This window comes from Nonomuraea wenchangensis, assembly GCF_900111685.1.
Taxonomy (GTDB): Bacteria; Actinomycetota; Actinomycetes; order Streptosporangiales; family Streptosporangiaceae; genus Nonomuraea; species Nonomuraea wenchangensis.
This window is the reverse complement of the sequence record NZ_FOHX01000025.1, coordinates 61,413-76,929: the sequence shown is the minus strand read 5'-3', so window position 1 is coordinate 76,929 and position 15,517 is coordinate 61,413. Positions and strand designations below refer to the sequence as shown.

General features: G+C 72.2%; 15 protein-coding genes and 1 tRNA gene. 12 read left to right on the top strand and 4 right to left on the bottom strand.

The features are described 5' to 3' along the window. The first annotated feature begins 59 nt into the window (after nt 1–59). The 6 genes from mmsA (at nt 60) to araA (ending at nt 7,739) form a co-directional block, all read left to right on the top strand. A complete protein-coding gene (gene mmsA / locus BMW85_RS44635) occupies nt 60–1,598 on the top strand; it encodes a multiple monosaccharide ABC transporter ATP-binding protein (protein WP_091093690.1) in 1,539 nt (512 codons plus the stop codon). After that, nucleotides 1,595–2,869, top strand: coding sequence for a multiple monosaccharide ABC transporter permease (gene mmsB, locus BMW85_RS44630; RefSeq protein ID WP_218156214.1), 1,275 nt, complete (start codon nt 1,595–1,597; stop codon nt 2,867–2,869). The genes mmsA and mmsB overlap by 4 nt, the downstream gene beginning before the upstream one ends. 70 nt (nt 2,870–2,939) lie before the next feature. After that, the gene (locus BMW85_RS44625) at nt 2,940–3,962 is read left to right on the top strand and encodes a LacI family DNA-binding transcriptional regulator (RefSeq protein WP_245775456.1); all 1,023 of its coding nucleotides are present in this window, start codon (nt 2,940–2,942) and stop codon (nt 3,960–3,962) included. Between the two features lie 5 nt (nt 3,963–3,967). Further along, nucleotides 3,968–5,632 (top strand): ribulokinase, encoded by a 1,665-nt coding sequence (araB, locus tag BMW85_RS44620; RefSeq protein ID WP_177241204.1) that lies wholly within the window; start codon nt 3,968–3,970, stop codon nt 5,630–5,632. Further along, a complete protein-coding gene (locus BMW85_RS44615) occupies nt 5,629–6,285 on the top strand; it encodes an L-ribulose-5-phosphate 4-epimerase (protein ID WP_091093686.1) in 657 nt (218 codons plus the stop codon). The genes araB and BMW85_RS44615 overlap by 4 nt, the downstream gene beginning before the upstream one ends. Then, nucleotides 6,282–7,739 (top strand): L-arabinose isomerase, encoded by a 1,458-nt coding sequence (gene araA / locus BMW85_RS44610; protein WP_091093685.1) that lies wholly within the window; start codon nt 6,282–6,284, stop codon nt 7,737–7,739. Before BMW85_RS44615 ends, araA begins: the two co-directional genes overlap by 4 nt. Here araA and BMW85_RS44605 read toward each other — a convergent pair. Beyond that, nucleotides 7,736–8,080 (bottom strand): PLD nuclease N-terminal domain-containing protein, encoded by a 345-nt coding sequence (locus BMW85_RS44605; RefSeq protein WP_218156213.1) that lies wholly within the window; start codon nt 8,078–8,080, stop codon nt 7,736–7,738. The genes araA and BMW85_RS44605 overlap by 4 nt on opposite strands. 81 nt (nt 8,081–8,161) lie before the next feature. Here BMW85_RS44605 and BMW85_RS44600 point away from each other — a divergent pair, with 81 nt between their 5' ends. The 6 genes from BMW85_RS44600 to BMW85_RS44580 all read left to right on the top strand — a co-directional run bounded on the left by BMW85_RS44600 (nt 8,162) and on the right by BMW85_RS44580 (nt 12,816). Beyond that, nucleotides 8,162–9,379 carry an FAD-binding protein gene (locus tag BMW85_RS44600; RefSeq protein ID WP_091093683.1) on the top strand — a complete coding sequence of 406 codons (1,218 nt, stop codon included), beginning with the start codon at nt 8,162–8,164 and terminating at the stop codon, nt 9,377–9,379. Between the two features lie 111 nt (nt 9,380–9,490). Continuing rightward, nucleotides 9,491–10,273 (top strand): LLM class flavin-dependent oxidoreductase, encoded by a 783-nt coding sequence (locus tag BMW85_RS44595; protein ID WP_091093681.1) that lies wholly within the window; start codon nt 9,491–9,493, stop codon nt 10,271–10,273. Nucleotides 10,274–10,309: 36 nt separating this feature from the next. Beyond that, a complete protein-coding gene (locus BMW85_RS44590) occupies nt 10,310–10,702 on the top strand; it encodes a DUF3224 domain-containing protein (protein WP_245775455.1) in 393 nt (130 codons plus the stop codon). 71 nt (nt 10,703–10,773) lie between these two features. Then, nucleotides 10,774–10,968 carry a hypothetical protein gene (locus tag BMW85_RS50675; protein WP_218156212.1) on the top strand — a complete coding sequence of 65 codons (195 nt, stop codon included), beginning with the start codon at nt 10,774–10,776 and terminating at the stop codon, nt 10,966–10,968. A 43-nt stretch (nt 10,969–11,011) separates the two neighbouring features. Next, the gene (locus BMW85_RS44585) at nt 11,012–12,295 is read left to right on the top strand and encodes an acyl-CoA carboxylase subunit beta (protein WP_245775454.1); all 1,284 of its coding nucleotides are present in this window, start codon (nt 11,012–11,014) and stop codon (nt 12,293–12,295) included. Between the two features lie 50 nt (nt 12,296–12,345). Next, nucleotides 12,346–12,816, top strand: coding sequence for a class I SAM-dependent methyltransferase (locus tag BMW85_RS44580; protein ID WP_177241203.1), 471 nt, complete (start codon nt 12,346–12,348; stop codon nt 12,814–12,816). A gap of 100 nt (nt 12,817–12,916) precedes the next feature. On the opposite strand, the gene BMW85_RS44575 is transcribed toward BMW85_RS44580, so the two are convergent. The 3 genes from BMW85_RS44575 to BMW85_RS44565 form a co-directional block, all read right to left on the bottom strand. Continuing rightward, nucleotides 12,917–12,989: transfer RNA gene (locus tag BMW85_RS44575), tRNA-Ala, on the bottom strand. A 46-nt stretch (nt 12,990–13,035) separates the two neighbouring features. After that, nucleotides 13,036–13,797, bottom strand: a complete 762-nt coding sequence (locus BMW85_RS44570) for an alpha/beta fold hydrolase (RefSeq protein WP_245775453.1) — start codon at nt 13,795–13,797, stop codon at nt 13,036–13,038. Between the two features lie 138 nt (nt 13,798–13,935). Then, nucleotides 13,936–15,414, bottom strand: a complete 1,479-nt coding sequence (locus BMW85_RS44565; protein WP_245775452.1) for a vWA domain-containing protein — start codon at nt 15,412–15,414, stop codon at nt 13,936–13,938. Nucleotides 15,415–15,517: the final 103 nt, after the last annotated feature.

The window sequence follows — 15,517 nt, the reverse complement described above, 5'->3', positions numbered from 1 at the left end:
GGCCTCGCCCCCGGGGACCGCGCGTCCCCGGGGGCTTCCCTGAGCTGAGCGAGGGGCATATGACCGAGCACATCTTGCGGATGGTCGGGATCACCAAGACCTTCCCCGGCGTCAAGGCGCTGCAGGACGTCAACCTGTCCGTCCGGCGGGGCGAGATCCACGCCATCTGCGGCGAGAACGGCGCCGGCAAGTCGACGCTGATGAAGGTGCTGTCCGGGGTCTACCCGCACGGCACGTACGAGGGCGAGATCGTCTTCGAGGGCGAGCGGGTCGAGTTCGGCAGCATCCGCGACAGCGAGCACGCCGGCATCGTCATCATCCACCAGGAGCTGGCACTCAGCCCGCAGCTGTCGATCGCGGAGAACATCTTCCTCGGCAACGAGCGCGCCAAGCGCGGGATCATCGACTGGAACCGCACCAACTACGAGGCCGCCGAGCTGATGAAGCGGGTCGGCCTGCGCGAGAACCCGACCACGCCGATCTTCGACATCGGTGTGGGCAAGCAGCAGCTCGTGGAGATCGCCAAGGCGCTGTCGAAGGAGGTCAAGCTCCTCATCCTCGACGAGCCGACCGCGGCGCTCAACGACGACGACTCCGCGCACCTGCTGGACCTGCTGCGCGGCCTGCGGGAGGAGGGCATCACCTGTGTGATCATCTCCCACAAGCTCAACGAGGTCACCGCGATCGCCGACGCCGTCACGATCATCCGCGACGGCCGCACGATCGAGACGCTCGACATGGCGGCCGACGACGTGACCGAGGACCGCATCATCTCGGGCATGGTCGGCCGCGCGCTGGACAACCGCTTCCCGCCGCACGAGTCGTCGATCGGCGAGGAGGTGCTGCGCATCGAGGACTGGACCGTCCACAGCCCGAGCCAGCCCGGCCGCAAGGTCGTGGACGGCGCCGGGCTCACCGTGCGCCGCGGCGAGATCGTGGGTCTGGCCGGCCTCATGGGCGCGGGCCGTACCGAGCTCGCGATGAGCGTGTTCGGGCGGACCTACGGGGTGAACATCTCCGGGAAGATCTTCAAGGACGGCAAGCCGATCGTGATCCGCAACGTCCAGGACGCGATCAGGCACGGCATCGCGTACGCGACCGAGGACCGCAAGCGCTATGGCCTCAACCTCATCGACGACATCAAGCGCAACATCAGCGCCGCCGGGCTCAAGGGCCTGGCCAGCCGCGGCTGGGTGAACGAGAACGAGGAGTACAAGGTCGCCGAGGGCTTCCACCGGAGCATGAACATCAAGGCGCCCACCGTGAACAGCGTGGTCGGGAAGCTGAGCGGCGGCAACCAGCAGAAGGTCGTGCTCTCCAAGTGGATCCTCACCGAGCCCGACGTGCTGATCCTCGACGAACCCACCCGCGGCATCGACGTCGGTGCCAAGTACGAGATCTACACGATCATCAACCGCCTCGCCGACCAGGGCAAGGCCGTGCTGGTGATCTCCAGTGAGTTGCCTGAGCTGCTCGGCCTGTGCGACCGCATCTACACGCTTTCCGAGGGTCGCATCACCGGGGAGGTGGCGCGCGAGGACGCCACCCAGGAACGGCTCATGTACCTCATGACCAAGGGACAGGAGAAGCTCTCATGAGCAGCATCACGCCCGCAGACGTGCCCGCCGACACGGCTACCGGCGCGAAGGGCGGCGACGGGGGAGCGCCACGGCGGCCGGGCAGGGTGTCGCTCGGCGGGGTGTCGCTGAACCTGCGCTCCAGCGGCATCTACATCGCGTTCGCGCTCATCATCGCGCTGTTCTCGGTGCTCACCGACGGCGCGCTGCTGCAGCCGCAGAACATCTCGAACATCATCGTCCAGAACTCCTACGTCCTGATCCTCGCGATCGGGATGATCCTCGTCATCATCGCCGGGCACATCGACCTGTCGGTCGGCTCGGTGGTGGCCGTGACCGGAGCGCTGGCCGCCGTGCTCATGGTCAACATGGGCGTGGCGTGGCCGCTGGCCCTGCTGATCACGCTGGTCGCGGGCGCGCTCATCGGCGCGTGGCAGGGGTACTGGATCGCCTACTTCGGCATCCCGGCGTTCATCGTGACGCTGGCCGGCATGCTGCTGTTCCGCGCGCTGACCCTCACGGTGCTGGGCAACCAGGGCATCGGCCCGTTCCCCGACCAGGTCCGCACCCTCGCCAACGGCTTCACCAACGGCTACCTCGGCAACGTGGGTCTCGGCCCGCTCGGCGGCGCCGACCTGTTCAGCCTGCTGATCGGCCTGGTCGCGATCGCCGGCATGGTGGTCGCCCAGCTCCGCTCCCGCAACGCCCGCAAGGGCTACGGGCAGTCCGTCGAGCCGATGGCCCTGTTCGCGCTCAAGATGACGGCCGGCGCCGGGCTGATCCTCTTCCTGGTCGTGCAGCTCGCCAGGTTCAAGAACCTGCCGTGGGTGCTCGTGCTGCTCGCGGTGCTGGTGCTCGGCTACTCGATGCTGGCCGGCCGCACGGTCTTCGGCCGCCAGATCTACGCCATCGGCGGCAACCTCCAGGCGGCGGTCATGTCCGGCGTCAAGGTCAAGTCGGTCGTCTTCTGGATCTTCGTCAACATGGGCGTGCTGTCGGCGATCGCCGGCATCATCTTCGCCGGCCGGCTCAACCAGGCAGGTCCGACGGCGGGCAACAGCTTCGAGCTGGACGCCATCGCGGCGGCGTTCATCGGCGGCGCGGCCGTGCAGGGCGGCGTCGGCAAGGTGGCCGGCGCCATCACCGGCGGTCTGATCATGGCGGTCATCAACAACGGCATGTCGCTGATCGGCTCGCCCAGCGAGCGGGTCATGCTCGTCAAGGGCGCGGTGCTCCTGGCCGCGGTCGCGTTCGACGTCTGGACCAAGCGCCGGGCCGGCGGAACGCGCTGAGCACGACCCTGCCCGTGACCCTGCCCGCGATCCGGTCCGCGACCCGAGCGCCCAGCGAGAGGAGACGCCCGTGACGGCATCGAAGCGCCGCCTGCCGGTCATGGCCGACGTGGCCAAAGAGGCGGGCGTGTCGCACCAGACGGTCTCCCGGGTGCTCAACGACCATCCGAACGTCCGGGCCGACACCCGGGCCCGGGTGGAGGCGGCGATCACCCGGCTGGGCTACCGGCGCAACCTGGTCGCCCGCGCGCTGGTGACCAAGCGGTCGCGGACGCTCGGCGTGGTGAGCTTCGACACCACGCTGTACGGCCCGGCCAGCACGGTGTACGGCATCGAGCAGGCGGCGCGCACCGCCGGCTACTTCGTCAGCATCGTGAGCCTGAAGTCGATCGACGCCGACAACGTGCGCGACGCCATCGACTACCTGGCCGAGCAGGGCGTGGACGGGGTCGTGGTGGTCGCGCCGCAGCGCTCGGCCGCCCAGGCACTGGAGAGCCTGCCGTCCGGGATGCCGGCGGTCGCGGTCGAGGGCGGCTCGCACCGCGACGACATCCCGGTGGTCTGCATCGACCAGGCCGAGGGCGCCAGGCTCGCCACCCGCCACCTGCTGGAGCTGGGCCACGAGACGGTCTGGCACGTCTGCGGCCCGTCCGACTGGCTGGAGACCGAGGGCCGGCTGGAGGGGTGGCGGGCCGCCCTGGCGGAGGCTGGGCGGCCGGCGCCCGAGCCGCTGGCCGGCGACTGGAGCCCGCGCGCCGGCTACGAGGCGGGGCGCAGCCTCGCCGCGATGGACGGCGTCACGGCGGTCTTCGCGGCCAACGACCAGATGGCGCTCGGGGTGCTGCGCGCCCTCAGCGAAGGGGGCGTGCGGGTGCCGGAGCAGATCAGCGTGGTGGGCTTCGACGACATCCCGGAGTCGGAGTTCTTCTCGCCGCCGTTGACCACGGTCAGGCAGGACTTCGACGTGGTGGGCCGGCACTGCATCGAGGTGCTGCTGCGGCAGATCGAGGCCGCGCGCGGCGTGTACGGGCGCCTGGTCGTGCCGCCCCGCCTGGTGGTGCGCTCCAGCACCGCCCCTGGACCCGGTAGATGATGGGCATGCCACCGGAATTCCCCCTGGAGAGCAATGTGAACGCTAACACTTATGTGGTAGGAGTCGACTTCGGCACGCTGTCCGGACGCGCGGTCGTCGTCCGGGTCGGCGACGGCGCCGAGCTCGGCAGCGCCGTCCACGAGTACGCCCACCGCGTCATCGAGCGGGAGCTGCCCGGCTCCGGTGTGCGGCTCGGCCCCGACTGGGCGCTGCAGGCGCCGCAGGACTGGCTGGAGGTGCTGAAGAACGCGGTGCCCGCCGCGCTCGCCGCCGCCGGCGTGCCCGCCGAGCAGGTCGTCGGCATCGGCACCGACTTCACCGCCTGCACCGTGCTGCCGGCCACGGCCGACGGCACGCCGCTCTGCGTCGAGACCCCGGAGCTGCCGCACGCCTGGCCCAAGCTGTGGAAGCACCACGCCGCCCAGCCCCACGCCGACCGGATCAACGAGCTGGCCGCGCGCCGCGGCGAGAGCTGGCTGCCGCGCTACGGCGGCAAGATCTCCTCCGAGTGGGAGTTCGCCAAGGCGCTGCAGGTCCTGGAGGAGGCCCCCGACGTCTACGCCAGGGCCGAGCGCTGGATCGAGGCCGCCGACTGGATCATCTGGCAGCTCACCGGCGTCGAGAGCCGCAACATCTGCACGGCCGGCTACAAGGGCGTCTTCCAGGACGGCTCCTACCCGTCGAAGGAGTTCCTCGCCGAGCTCAACCCCGGCTTCGCCGACTTCGCGGACAAGCTCGCCACCGGCCGGGTCGGCACCGACGAGGGCGGCGTCACACTCGCCCCGCTCGGCGGCCTCGCCGGCCGGCTGACCGCCGAGGCGGCCGGATGGACCGGCCTGCCCGAGGGCATCGCGGTCGCCGTCGGCAACGTGGACGCGCACGTCACCGCCGCCGCCGCGGACGCCGTACGTCCCGGCCAGATGGTCGCCATCATGGGCACCTCCACCTGCCACATCATGCCCAGCGACCGGCTCGCCGAGGTGCCCGGCATGTGCGGCGTCGTCCGCGACGGCATCGTCCCCGGCCTGTGGGGCTACGAGGCCGGACAGTCGGCGGTCGGCGACATCTTCGCCTGGTACGTCGACAGCTGCGGCCTCGGCCACGAGGAGCTGACCGCGCTCGCCGAGAAGCAGGCCGTCGGCCAGCACGGGCTGGTGGCGCTCGACTGGTTCGGCGGCAACCGCTCGGTGCTCGTGGACCACAACCTCTCCGGCGTCATCGTCGGCCAGACCCTGGCCACGCGGCCGGAGGACGTCTACCGCGCGCTCATCGAGTCCACCGCGTACGGCGCCCGCATGATCGTCGAGACGTTCGAGCGGGCCGGCGTGCCGGTCGAGGAGTTCGTGGTCGCCGGCGGGCTGCTGAAGAACCCCTTCCTCATGCAGATCTACGCCGACGTGCTGCGCCGGCCGCTGTCGGTGATCGGCTCCGACCAGGGGCCCGCGCTCGGCTCGGCCATCCACGCGGCGGTCGCCGCCGGGGCCTACCCCGGGATCGAGGAGGCGGCGGCCGCCATGGGCCAGCGGACCGAGGCGGCGTACACGCCGGACCCGGACCGCGCCGACGCCTACGACCGGCTCTACGCCGAGTACCGCAGGCTCCACGACTTCTTCGGAGACGGCCGCATGCTCCACACGCTGCGCGCCATCAGGAACGAGGCCCACGCATGAAGAACATCCGCGCAGCGGTCGCCGAGTTGCACGCCGAGCTGGTCAGGTACGGCCTCGTCGTGTGGACGGCCGGCAACGTCTCCGGACGGGTCCCCGGCGAGGACCTGTTCGTCATCAAGCCCTCCGGCGTCTCCTACGACGAGCTGACCCCGGAGAACATGGTGGTGTGCGACCTCGACGGCAACCTGGTCGAGGGCGAGCACGCCCCCTCCAGCGACACCGCCGCGCACGCCTACGTCTACCGCAACCTGCCCGAGGTCGGCGGCGTCGTGCACACCCACTCGACGTACGCCTCGGCCTGGGCCGCCCGCGGCGAGGCGATCCCGTGCGTGCTCACCGCCATGGCCGACGAGTTCGGCGGCGAGATCCCGGTGGGCCCGTTCGCGCTGATCGGCGACGACTCGATCGGGCAGGGCATCGTCGAGACGCTCAAGGGGCACCGCTCCAAGGCGGTCCTCATGCAGAACCACGGGGTGTTCACCATCGGCAAGGACGCCAAGGCGGCGGTGAAGGCCGCCGTCATGTGCGAGGACGTGGCCCGTACCGTGCACGTGGCCCGCCAGCTCGGCGACCCGCTGCCGATCGCCCAGGACGACATCGACCGCCTGTACGACCGTTACCAGAACGTCTACGGACAGAGGAGCCCGCGTTGAAGATCTGGTTTCTGACCGGCAGCCAGGGGCTGTACGGCGAGGACACGCTCCGCCAGGTGGCCGAGCAGTCCCAGGCCATCGCCGGGCAGTTGCCCGTCGCGGTCGAGTGGAAGCCCGTGCTCACGGACGCCGCCGCGATCCGGCGGGTGATGCTGGAGGCCAACGCGGACGACTCGTGCGCCGGCGTGATCGCCTGGATGCACACCTTCTCCCCGGCCAAGATGTGGATCGCCGGCCTCGACGCGCTGCGCAAGCCGCTGCTGCACCTGCACACCCAGGCCAATGTCGAGCTCCCGTGGAGCACCATCGACATGGACTTCATGAACCTCAACCAGGCCGCGCACGGCGACCGCGAGTTCGGGTTCGTGCAGACCCGGCTCGGCGTGCCGCGCAAGACCGTGGCCGGACACGTCAGCGACCCGGCCGTGGGCGCGCGCATCGAGGCGTGGGCGCACGCCGCCACGGGCCTCGCCGAGGTCCGCCAGCTCAAGCTGGTGCGGTTCGGCGACAACATGCGCGACGTGGCCGTCACCGAGGGCGACAAGGTCGAGGCGCAGCTCCGCTTCGGCGTCTCGGTCAACACCTACGGCGTCAACGACCTGGTCGAGGCCGTGGACGCGGCCTCCGACGCGGACGTGGCCGCGCTGGTCAAGGAGTACGAGGAGCAGTACCGGGTGGCCCCCGAGCTGCTCGGCGAGCGGGCCGAGTCGCTGCGCTACGCGGCCAGGATCGAGCTGGGCCTGCGCGGCTTCCTGGAGGCCGGCGGCTACCGCGCCTTCACCACGAACTTCGAGGACCTCGGCGGCCTGCGCCAGCTTCCCGGCCTGGCCGTGCAGCGCCTCATGGCCGACGGCTACGGCTTCGGCGGCGAGGGCGACTGGAAGACGTCGGTGCTGCTGCGGACGCTGAAGTCGATGTCACCGTCGGGCGGCACGTCCTTCATGGAGGACTACACCTACAACCTCACGCCCGGCAACGAGCTGATCCTGGGCGCGCACATGCTGGAGGTCTGCCCGTCGATCGCCGCGGGCACGCCGTCCTGCGAGATCCACCCGCTCGGCATCGGCGGCAGGGAGGACCCGGTGCGGCTGGTGTTCGACGCCGCTCCCGGCCCCGGCATCGTGGTCGGCCTGGCCGACATGGGCGACCGGTTCCGTCTGGTCGCCAACGAGATCGACCTCGTGGCGCCGCCGGAGCCGCTGCCGAAGCTGCCCGTGGCCCGCGCGGTGTGGCAGCCCCGCCCGAACCTGCGCACGTCCACCGAGTCGTGGCTCACCGCCGGCGCGCCGCACCACACGGTGCTCACCACGGCGGTCACCCGCGAGGAGCTGACGGACCTGGCCGAGATGCTGGGCGTGGAGCTGGTGATCATCGACGCCGACACCACGACCGAGCGCTTCGCCAAGGAGCTGCGCTGGAACCAGGCTTACTACCGCCTGGCCCAGGGCTTCTAGTCCTCGTCGGCGGGTTTCTTCGGGGCGTTCCTGCGCTGCTCCTCGGCGCGTTCGCGGCAGCGGCGCAGGAACTCCTCGTCGTCGTCGGGGTTGGTGGCGGCGAAGCGGCCGGGGCGGTCGTACTCGGGGAAGGGGCTCGCCGGGGCCGCCGCGCGCCGCTCGGGGCGGCCGGCCAGCAGCCACACGATCGAGCCGACCAGCGGCGCGAGGAACACGATCACCAGCCAGAGGATCTTGGGCAGGTTGCGGCAGAGCGGCTCGGGCGTGGTGATCACGTCGAACAGGCAGTAGAGCCACAGCACGAGCGTGACCAGGCTCATGGCCTCGTACAGGTAGAGCACGGCGCACCTCCGTCAGCGGCGGAGACGAAACTAGCGGCACCTGACCGGGCTGACAAGCGGTGGTTGTGGGAAGGTAAGGCCGTGACGCTGAGCAATTGGGCGGGAAACACCGCATTCCGGGCAAGTGACGTCCATCACCCCTCCTCGCTCGACGAACTGCGCCGGCTCGTCGCGGGCAGCGCCCGGGTGCGGGCGCTCGGGAGCGGCCACTCGTTCAACGACGTCGCCGACACCACGGGCGACCTCGTCGTCCTCGACCGGATGCCGGACGCCGTCGAGATCGACAGCGCCGCCGGGCGGGTCCGGGTGCCGGCGCGCATGACGTACGCGCGGCTCGCCCCGCAGCTCGACGCGCACGGCCTCGCGCTGGCCAACCTGGCCTCGCTGCCGCACATCTCCGTCGCCGGCTCGGTCGCGACCGGCACCCACGGCTCCGGCGACGCCATCCCGAGCCTCGCCGCCGCCGTCTCCTCGCTCGACCTCGTCACCGCCGACGGCTCGACGCTCACCCTCGCCCGCGGCGACGCCGACTTCCCCGGCGCGGTGGTGGCGCTGGGCGCGCTCGGCGTCGTCACCTCCCTCACCCTCGACGTGGTGCCCTCCTTCGAGGTGCGCCAGTACGTCCGCGAGGGCCTGCCCGTCGAGGCGCTGGCCCACTTCGACGACATCATGGCCGCCGGCTACAGCGTCAGCCTCTTCACCGACTGGCGCGAGACCCGCGTCTGGCTCAAGCGCGCCGGCGACCCCGGCGACGAGCTGCCCGCCGACTGGTACGGCACCCGCCCCGCCGACGGCCCCCGCCACCCGCTGCCCGCCATGCCCGCCGACCCCTGCACCACGCAGCTCGGCGTGCCCGGCCCCTGGCACGAGCGGCTGCCGCACTTCCGCGCCGACTTCGAGCCCAGCGGCGCGGGCGACGAGCTGCAGTCGGAGCTGATCCTGCCACGCGAGCACGCGGTCGAGGCGCTGCGCGCGCTGTTCGCGATCGGCGAGCGCATCCGGCCGGTGCTGCACATCTCCGAGGTGCGCACCGTGGCCGCCGACGACCTGTGGCTCAGCCCTTTCCACGGGCGCGACAGCGTCGGCGTGCACTTCACCTGGATCAAGGACCCGGAGGGCGTACGGCCCGTGCTGGAGCTGGTGGAGGAGACGCTGGCGCCGTTCGGGCCGCGGCCCCACTGGGGCAAGCTGTTCACCCGGTGGCCCTCCTGCCCCGAGCGGTTCCGGTCGCTGGCCGCGCGGCTTGACCCGGAGGGCAAGTTCGCCAACGACTTCACCCGCCGCCTCCTGGGGGAGTAGCCCTACCGCCTGGGGAGTAGCCCGCCGGGCGCGCGCTGCGTCCACGGACGTAGCCGGTCACCGGTCCCGGGGACGATGCGCCGGAGCCGCCCGTAGGCGATCGTCAGGGGCATGACCGATCACCCCTTCAGGTTCGGCGCGGTCGCCGGACGCGCCCCCGACTGGTCCGGCCTGGCCCGGCGGGCCGAGGACCTCGGCTACGACACGCTGCTGGTGCCCGACACGCTCGGCACGTTCTCGCCGTTCAGCGCGGTCGCCGCGGCGGCCGCGGTCACCAGCCGGCTGCGGCTCGGGACGTACGTGCTGAGCGTCGCCAACCGCACGCCCCGCGCCGTCGCCTGGGAGACCGCGACGCTGCGGGAGCTGTCCGGCGGACGCTTCGAGCTGGGCCTCGGCGCCGGGCGCCCGGACGCCGCGCACGACGCCGCCGAGCTGGGCCTGCCCTTCGGCACCGCCGGCGCGCGGGTGCGCAGGCTCGCCGACACCATCGACGCGGTCGCCGCGGCGGCGAAGGATGTCCCGATCCTCGTCGCCGCCGCCGGCACCCGGCTGCTGCGGCTGGCCGCCGCCAGGGCGGACACGGTCGCGCTCGGCGTCCCGCCGCACGCCACGGAGGAGCAGGTGGCGGCCAAGCTCGACGAGCTGTACGAGCTGGCCGGCGACCGCTTCCACGACCTGGAGCTCGCCATGAACCTGGCCGCCGCCGGCACCGAGCCGCCCGCCTGGCTCGGCCCCCTCGGCCCCGAGGCCACCGGCGTGCTGCGCGGCACGCCCGCGCGGATGGCGGACGTGCTGCGCCGCCGCAGGGACCGGCTCGGGGTGTCGTACGTGACGGTCAACGCCGCGTGCCTGGAGGCGTTCGCCCCGGTCGTGGAACTCCTCGCCGGAACCTGACGGAACCTGACAGGTACGTCCGCCAGCATGGACGCCATGACCGCAAAGGGAACCTTCGACACCGCGAACTGGGACGCCAAGCAGCCCTACGAGGAGCGCGACGGCGTCACGCTCGGCCTCGTCACCATGACGAAGACCTTCCACGGCGACCTCACCGGCACCAGCCTCGTCACGCTGATGATCGCCACGACCCCCGTGGAGGACTCCCGCTCGTACGTAGCTCTGGAGCGCATCGAGGGCGCCCTGCACGGCCGGTCGGGCAGCTTCGTCGTCCAGCACAACGCGGTCAGCGACCGGGGCGCCCACGCGCTGCGCGTGTCGGTGGTGCCGGACTCGGCGACCGGGGAGCTGACCGGGCTGCGCGGCGAGATGCAGATCGTCATCGGCCCGGACGGCGGCCACTCCTACACCTTCGACTACACGCTCTGATGGCGTTCGGGGGCGGGTCCCGGTAGCGTACCGACCGGCCGGTACGCCAACCGCCGGGAAGGAGCCACGCCGTGTGGGACCCCGAACTCGCCGAGCTGCGCCGGCGCAGGGAGCTGGCCGAGCGCATGGGAGGCGAGGAACGCGTCGCCCGCCAGCACGCCACCGGCCGCCTCACCGTGCGCGAACGGCTGGCCGCGCTGACCGACTCCTGGCAGGAGATCGGCGCGCTGACCGGCCGGGCCGCGGACGGCGGCCTCACGCCGTAACGTCATCATCGGCCGGGCCCGCCTCGACGGCCGCAGGATCGTGGTGTCCGGCGACGACTTCACCGTACGCGGCGGGGCCGCCGACGCCGCCATCCACGACAAGCAGACCCTGGCCGAGCGCATGGCGGGCGAGCTGCGCGTCCCGCTCGTCCGGCTCATCGACGGCACGGGCGGCGGCGGCAGCGTCAAGCAACTCGAGGAGTTCGGGCGCACCTACGTCCCGTACAACCCGGGCTGGGACCAGGTGGTGGCCAACCTCGGCCGGATCCCGGTGCTCTCCCTGGCCCTCGGCCCGGTGGCCGGGCTCGGCGCGGCCCGCCTGGTCACCTCGCACGTCTCGATCATGGTGAAGGAGCTGTCCCAGGTCTTCATCGCCGGACCCGCCGTGGTGGAGGCGGGCATGGGGGAGAGCGTGGGCAAGGAGGAGCTCGGCGGCTGGCGGGTCGCCGCCTCGGCCGGCACCGTCGACCTGGTCGCGGGCACCGAGGAGGAGGCGTTCGCGCTCACCCGGCGGGTGCTGTCCTACCTGCCGCAGAACGCCTGGCAGCCGCCCCCGGTCACGCCCTCCGCCGACCCGGCCGACCGCACCGCTCCCGAGCTGCGCGAGCTCGTGCCGCGCGACCGCCGCCGCCCCTACGACATGCGCCGCGCGCTGGACCTGGTCTTCGACGCCGGCAGCGTCCTGGAGCTGGGCCGCCGCTTCGCCCCCTCCGTGATCACCGCCCTGGCGCTCCTGGACGGCCACCCCGTGGCGGTCCTCGCCTCGGATCCCCGCGTCTACGGCGGCGGCATGACCGCGCAGGGCTCCGACAAGCTGGCCCGCTTCGTCGACCTGGCCGAGACCTTCCACCTGCCGGTGGTGCACCTGGTGGACCAGCCGGGCTTCGTCATCGGCACGGCCGCCGAGCGGGCCGGCACCATCCGCCGCGGCGCCCGCGCGCTCGCCGCCGTCTACCAGTCGACCGTCCCGTGGGCCTCGGTGCTGGTCCGCCGCGTCTTCGGCGTCGCGGGGGCCGCACACCGGCCGCACGACCGCTACACCTTCCGGGTGGCCTGGCCGTCCGGCGACTGGGGCTCACTGCCGATCGAGGGCGGTCTGGAGGTCGCCTTCAAACGCCTGCTCGCCGAGGCCGGCGAGGACGCGGCGGCGCTCAAGGCGGAGATCGCCGAACGGCTGGAGGCGGTGCGCTCGCCGTTCAGGACGGCGGAGGCGTTCCTGGTCGAGGACATCATCGACCCCGCCGACACCCGCCCCCTGCTGACCGACTGGGTGAAGGACGCCTACGCCGCCCTCCAACCGGGCCCCCGCTCCACGACCCGCCCGTGAGATCGTGAACCATGACCACAGAGCGCGTACGAGCCAGAGTGTTCGGAGAGGTGGCCGACGAGTACGACAGAATCCGGCCCGGCTATCCCGCTGAGCTGGTGGAGGACATCCTGACCTATGCCCGGCTCGCGGAAGCCCCGGCCCTTGAGGTGGGCGCGGGCACGGGGAAGGCGACGGTGCTGTTCGCCGCCCGCGGCGTCACCCTCACCGCCGTCGAGCCGGATCCGGCGATGGCCGCTGTGCTGAAGCGACGCGTGGCCGGCCTGCCGGAAGTGACGATCGCGGTCTCCTCCTTCGAGGACTATGTGCCGGATCAGCCGTTCGGCCTGCTGTTCAGCGCGCAGGCCTGGCATTGGGCCGACCCGGCGGTGAGATGGGAGAAGGCGGCCGCGGCGCCCGCACCGGGCGGAGCGCTGGCCCTGTTCTGGAACTTCCACCACCTCAAGGACCCCGACGCGGCGGCCGGAGTGCTCGCGCCGATCTTTTCGCGGCGCTCAAGGACCTGCTCGGCGAGCAGGTGACGTTGAGCGTCGGCACCGCGCTGCACCTGGCCCGCCGCACCGGATGAACGACGAGATCCCGTCCGATCGAAATGATCGGACGGGATCTCGTGAACGTCTGTGGAGCTATGGGGATTCGAACCCCAGACCTCCTCCATGCCATGGAGGCGCGCTACCAACTGCGCCATAGCCCCTTGCGTGAGTACGAGTGTATCGGACTCACCGACCACCCCGGACCGGCTACTCCAGCAGGGTCCGCAGGATCGGCTCGGCGTGTGTCCACAGCAGGGAGCCGCCCGCGCCCGGGATCAGCCGGCGGCGGGCGCCGCGGATCCGCCGGGACAGGGTGAAGCCCTGGTCGGGGGAGTGGTGCAGGTCGAGGTCGCCGTACCAGAGGTCGACGGGGACGGGGACCTCGGCGAGCGGGAACGGCCAGGGGCTCATGGCGAGCACGCTGTCGCGGGCGTAGCCGGCCGGGCCCTGGGCGAACGCCTCGGTCATGGCCCGGCGGTAGGCGCGGGCGAAGTCGGGCTGCTCGTAGATCTCCCGGTCCACGGCGGGACTGTTGGGGACGATCATGTCCCAGAGGGCGTCGGGGGTGAGGGAGGAGAAGAACTTCTCGGCGGCGGCCGGGTCGGCGGCGACCGTCTCGACCAGCTCACGGAAGTGGCCGGGCAGCACGCCGGTCATGGTGGCGACCTCGTCGGCCCCCGAGACGACCGCGACCCGGCGTACGCCCGGGACGAACGCGCAGGCCAGCGCGAACGGGGCGCCCTGCGAGAAGCCGACCACCCGCGGCCCGTCGAGGCCGAGGGCGGCGACGTCGGCGGCCCAGGAGGTCAGGGTGCGGCCGGGGTCGGGGTCGGAGGAGCCGAGGCCGGGCCGGTCGAGGGAGATGAGGCGGACGCCGAGCTCGTCCACGACGCCGGCGCCGAAGCCGAGCCACCGGCTCGTGCCCGCCCCCGGGCAGAGCACGACCGGCGTCCCGGTGGCCGGTCCCACTCGGCGCGGGCCAGGCGGCGGCCGTCGGGCAGGACGCTCTCGCCGAGCCGGGCCGGTGGGGTGATCAGGTGGTGCCGCGTCATGTCTGACACCTTGCTCGGCCCGGCCGATCGTCCGCAAACCGTTTTCCGCGCCGGGTCAGTCGACCGCGCGGGCCTTGTCGATGAGCGCCGTCAGCTCGGTCACCATCGGGTCCTCCGACAGGGCGGCGAGCCGGGTGGAGTGCTCGGCGAGGTCCGGCAGGTCCAGCCCGAACGCCTGCCGCTCCCGCAGGTACATCGCGAATGCCGCCACCAGCACGTCCACCTGGAGCCGGACCGGCGTGCCCTTGTCCCACACGCCCTTGGCCAGGTCGGCGGCCCGCAGCGACTTGCCGGCCTCCGACGCCTCGCGCGTGTCGGGGTCCTGCCAGCGGACCGTGGCCTGGGCGAGCTGCCCGCGCGCCCCCGGCTTGAGCTTGAGCGCGTAGAGCGCGGTCACCGCGTGGCCGGGCCCGATCTCGCCGCCGTCGCGGCTGTCGTCGCGGAACTCCTCGGTGGTGAGGGCGCGGTTCTCGTAGCCGATGAGGCGGTAGGTGTCGACGACGGACGGGTTGAAGACCACCTGGGCCTTGGCGTCGCGGGCGCGCAGCTCGATGGTGGCCGTGAGCCGGGTGGTGAAGAGCTTGTCCGCGTCCTGCTGGGAGCTGACGTAGACGGCCATGCCGTCGCCGTTGTCGGCGAGCTGCTCCATGAGGGTGTCGCCGTACTCGCGGCCGACGCCGACGGTGAGCAGCGTGACCTGGCGGGCCGCGTACTCCTTGGCCTGGGCGAGGATGCCCTGCCACTCGGTCTCGCCCTGGTTGGCGAGGCCGTCGGAGAGCAGGACGACCCGGTTGGTCGCGGCCGGGCGGAACGCCTTGGCGGCCTCCTGGTAGCCGGTGACCAGGCCGCTCTCCAGGTTCGTGCCGCCCTCGACGGTGAGCCGGTCCACGGCGGCCCGCAGGTCGGCGCGGGCGGTGAGCGGGGTCATCGAGGCCAGCACCTCGGCCTCGTCGCTGAACGCCACGATCGACACCTGGTCGCCGGGCGCGAGCTGGTCGAGCAGCGTGCGCAGCGAGGACTTCACCAGGTCCAGGCGGCCGGGCTCGGCCATCGAGCCGGACACGTCGACCACGAAGGTGAGGTTGACGGGCCGGCGCGCGGCGGCCTCGGTGGCGCGGGTCTGCAGGCCCACCCGCAGCACGGCCTCGTCCCGGCCGCCGGGCAGCAGGGCGCCGTCCACGTGCACCGCGAACCCGTCGTCGGGCGGCTGCTCGTAGTCCTGGCGGAAGGCGTTGACCCACTCCTCGGGGCGGATCCGGTCCGGCTCGGGCCAGCGGCCCTCCTGCAGGGTGCGGCGGGCGTAGCCGTACGAGGCGGTGTCCACGTCCAGCGCGAACGTGGAGATCTGAGCCGTGGCCGTCTCCTGCTCGTCCTGCTCGTCCGCGCCGGTCGACTCCGGCCGGGCGGGAGCCTGGGACGCCACGGGGGCGTTGGCGCGCTCGGCGCTTCCCGCGCTGCCGCCGGAGCCACCGCACCCGGCGAGTACGAGGACGGCGACCAGTCCGGCACCGACCGACAACGGGCGGATTCTCATCTCAACCACCTCCGACCCCTTACGACGGCGGCTGACCGGTGGTTCGCCGGGGCGGTGACGTAAGCGAGCACAAACCGCGATCGATACGTGATCAGTTGTGACG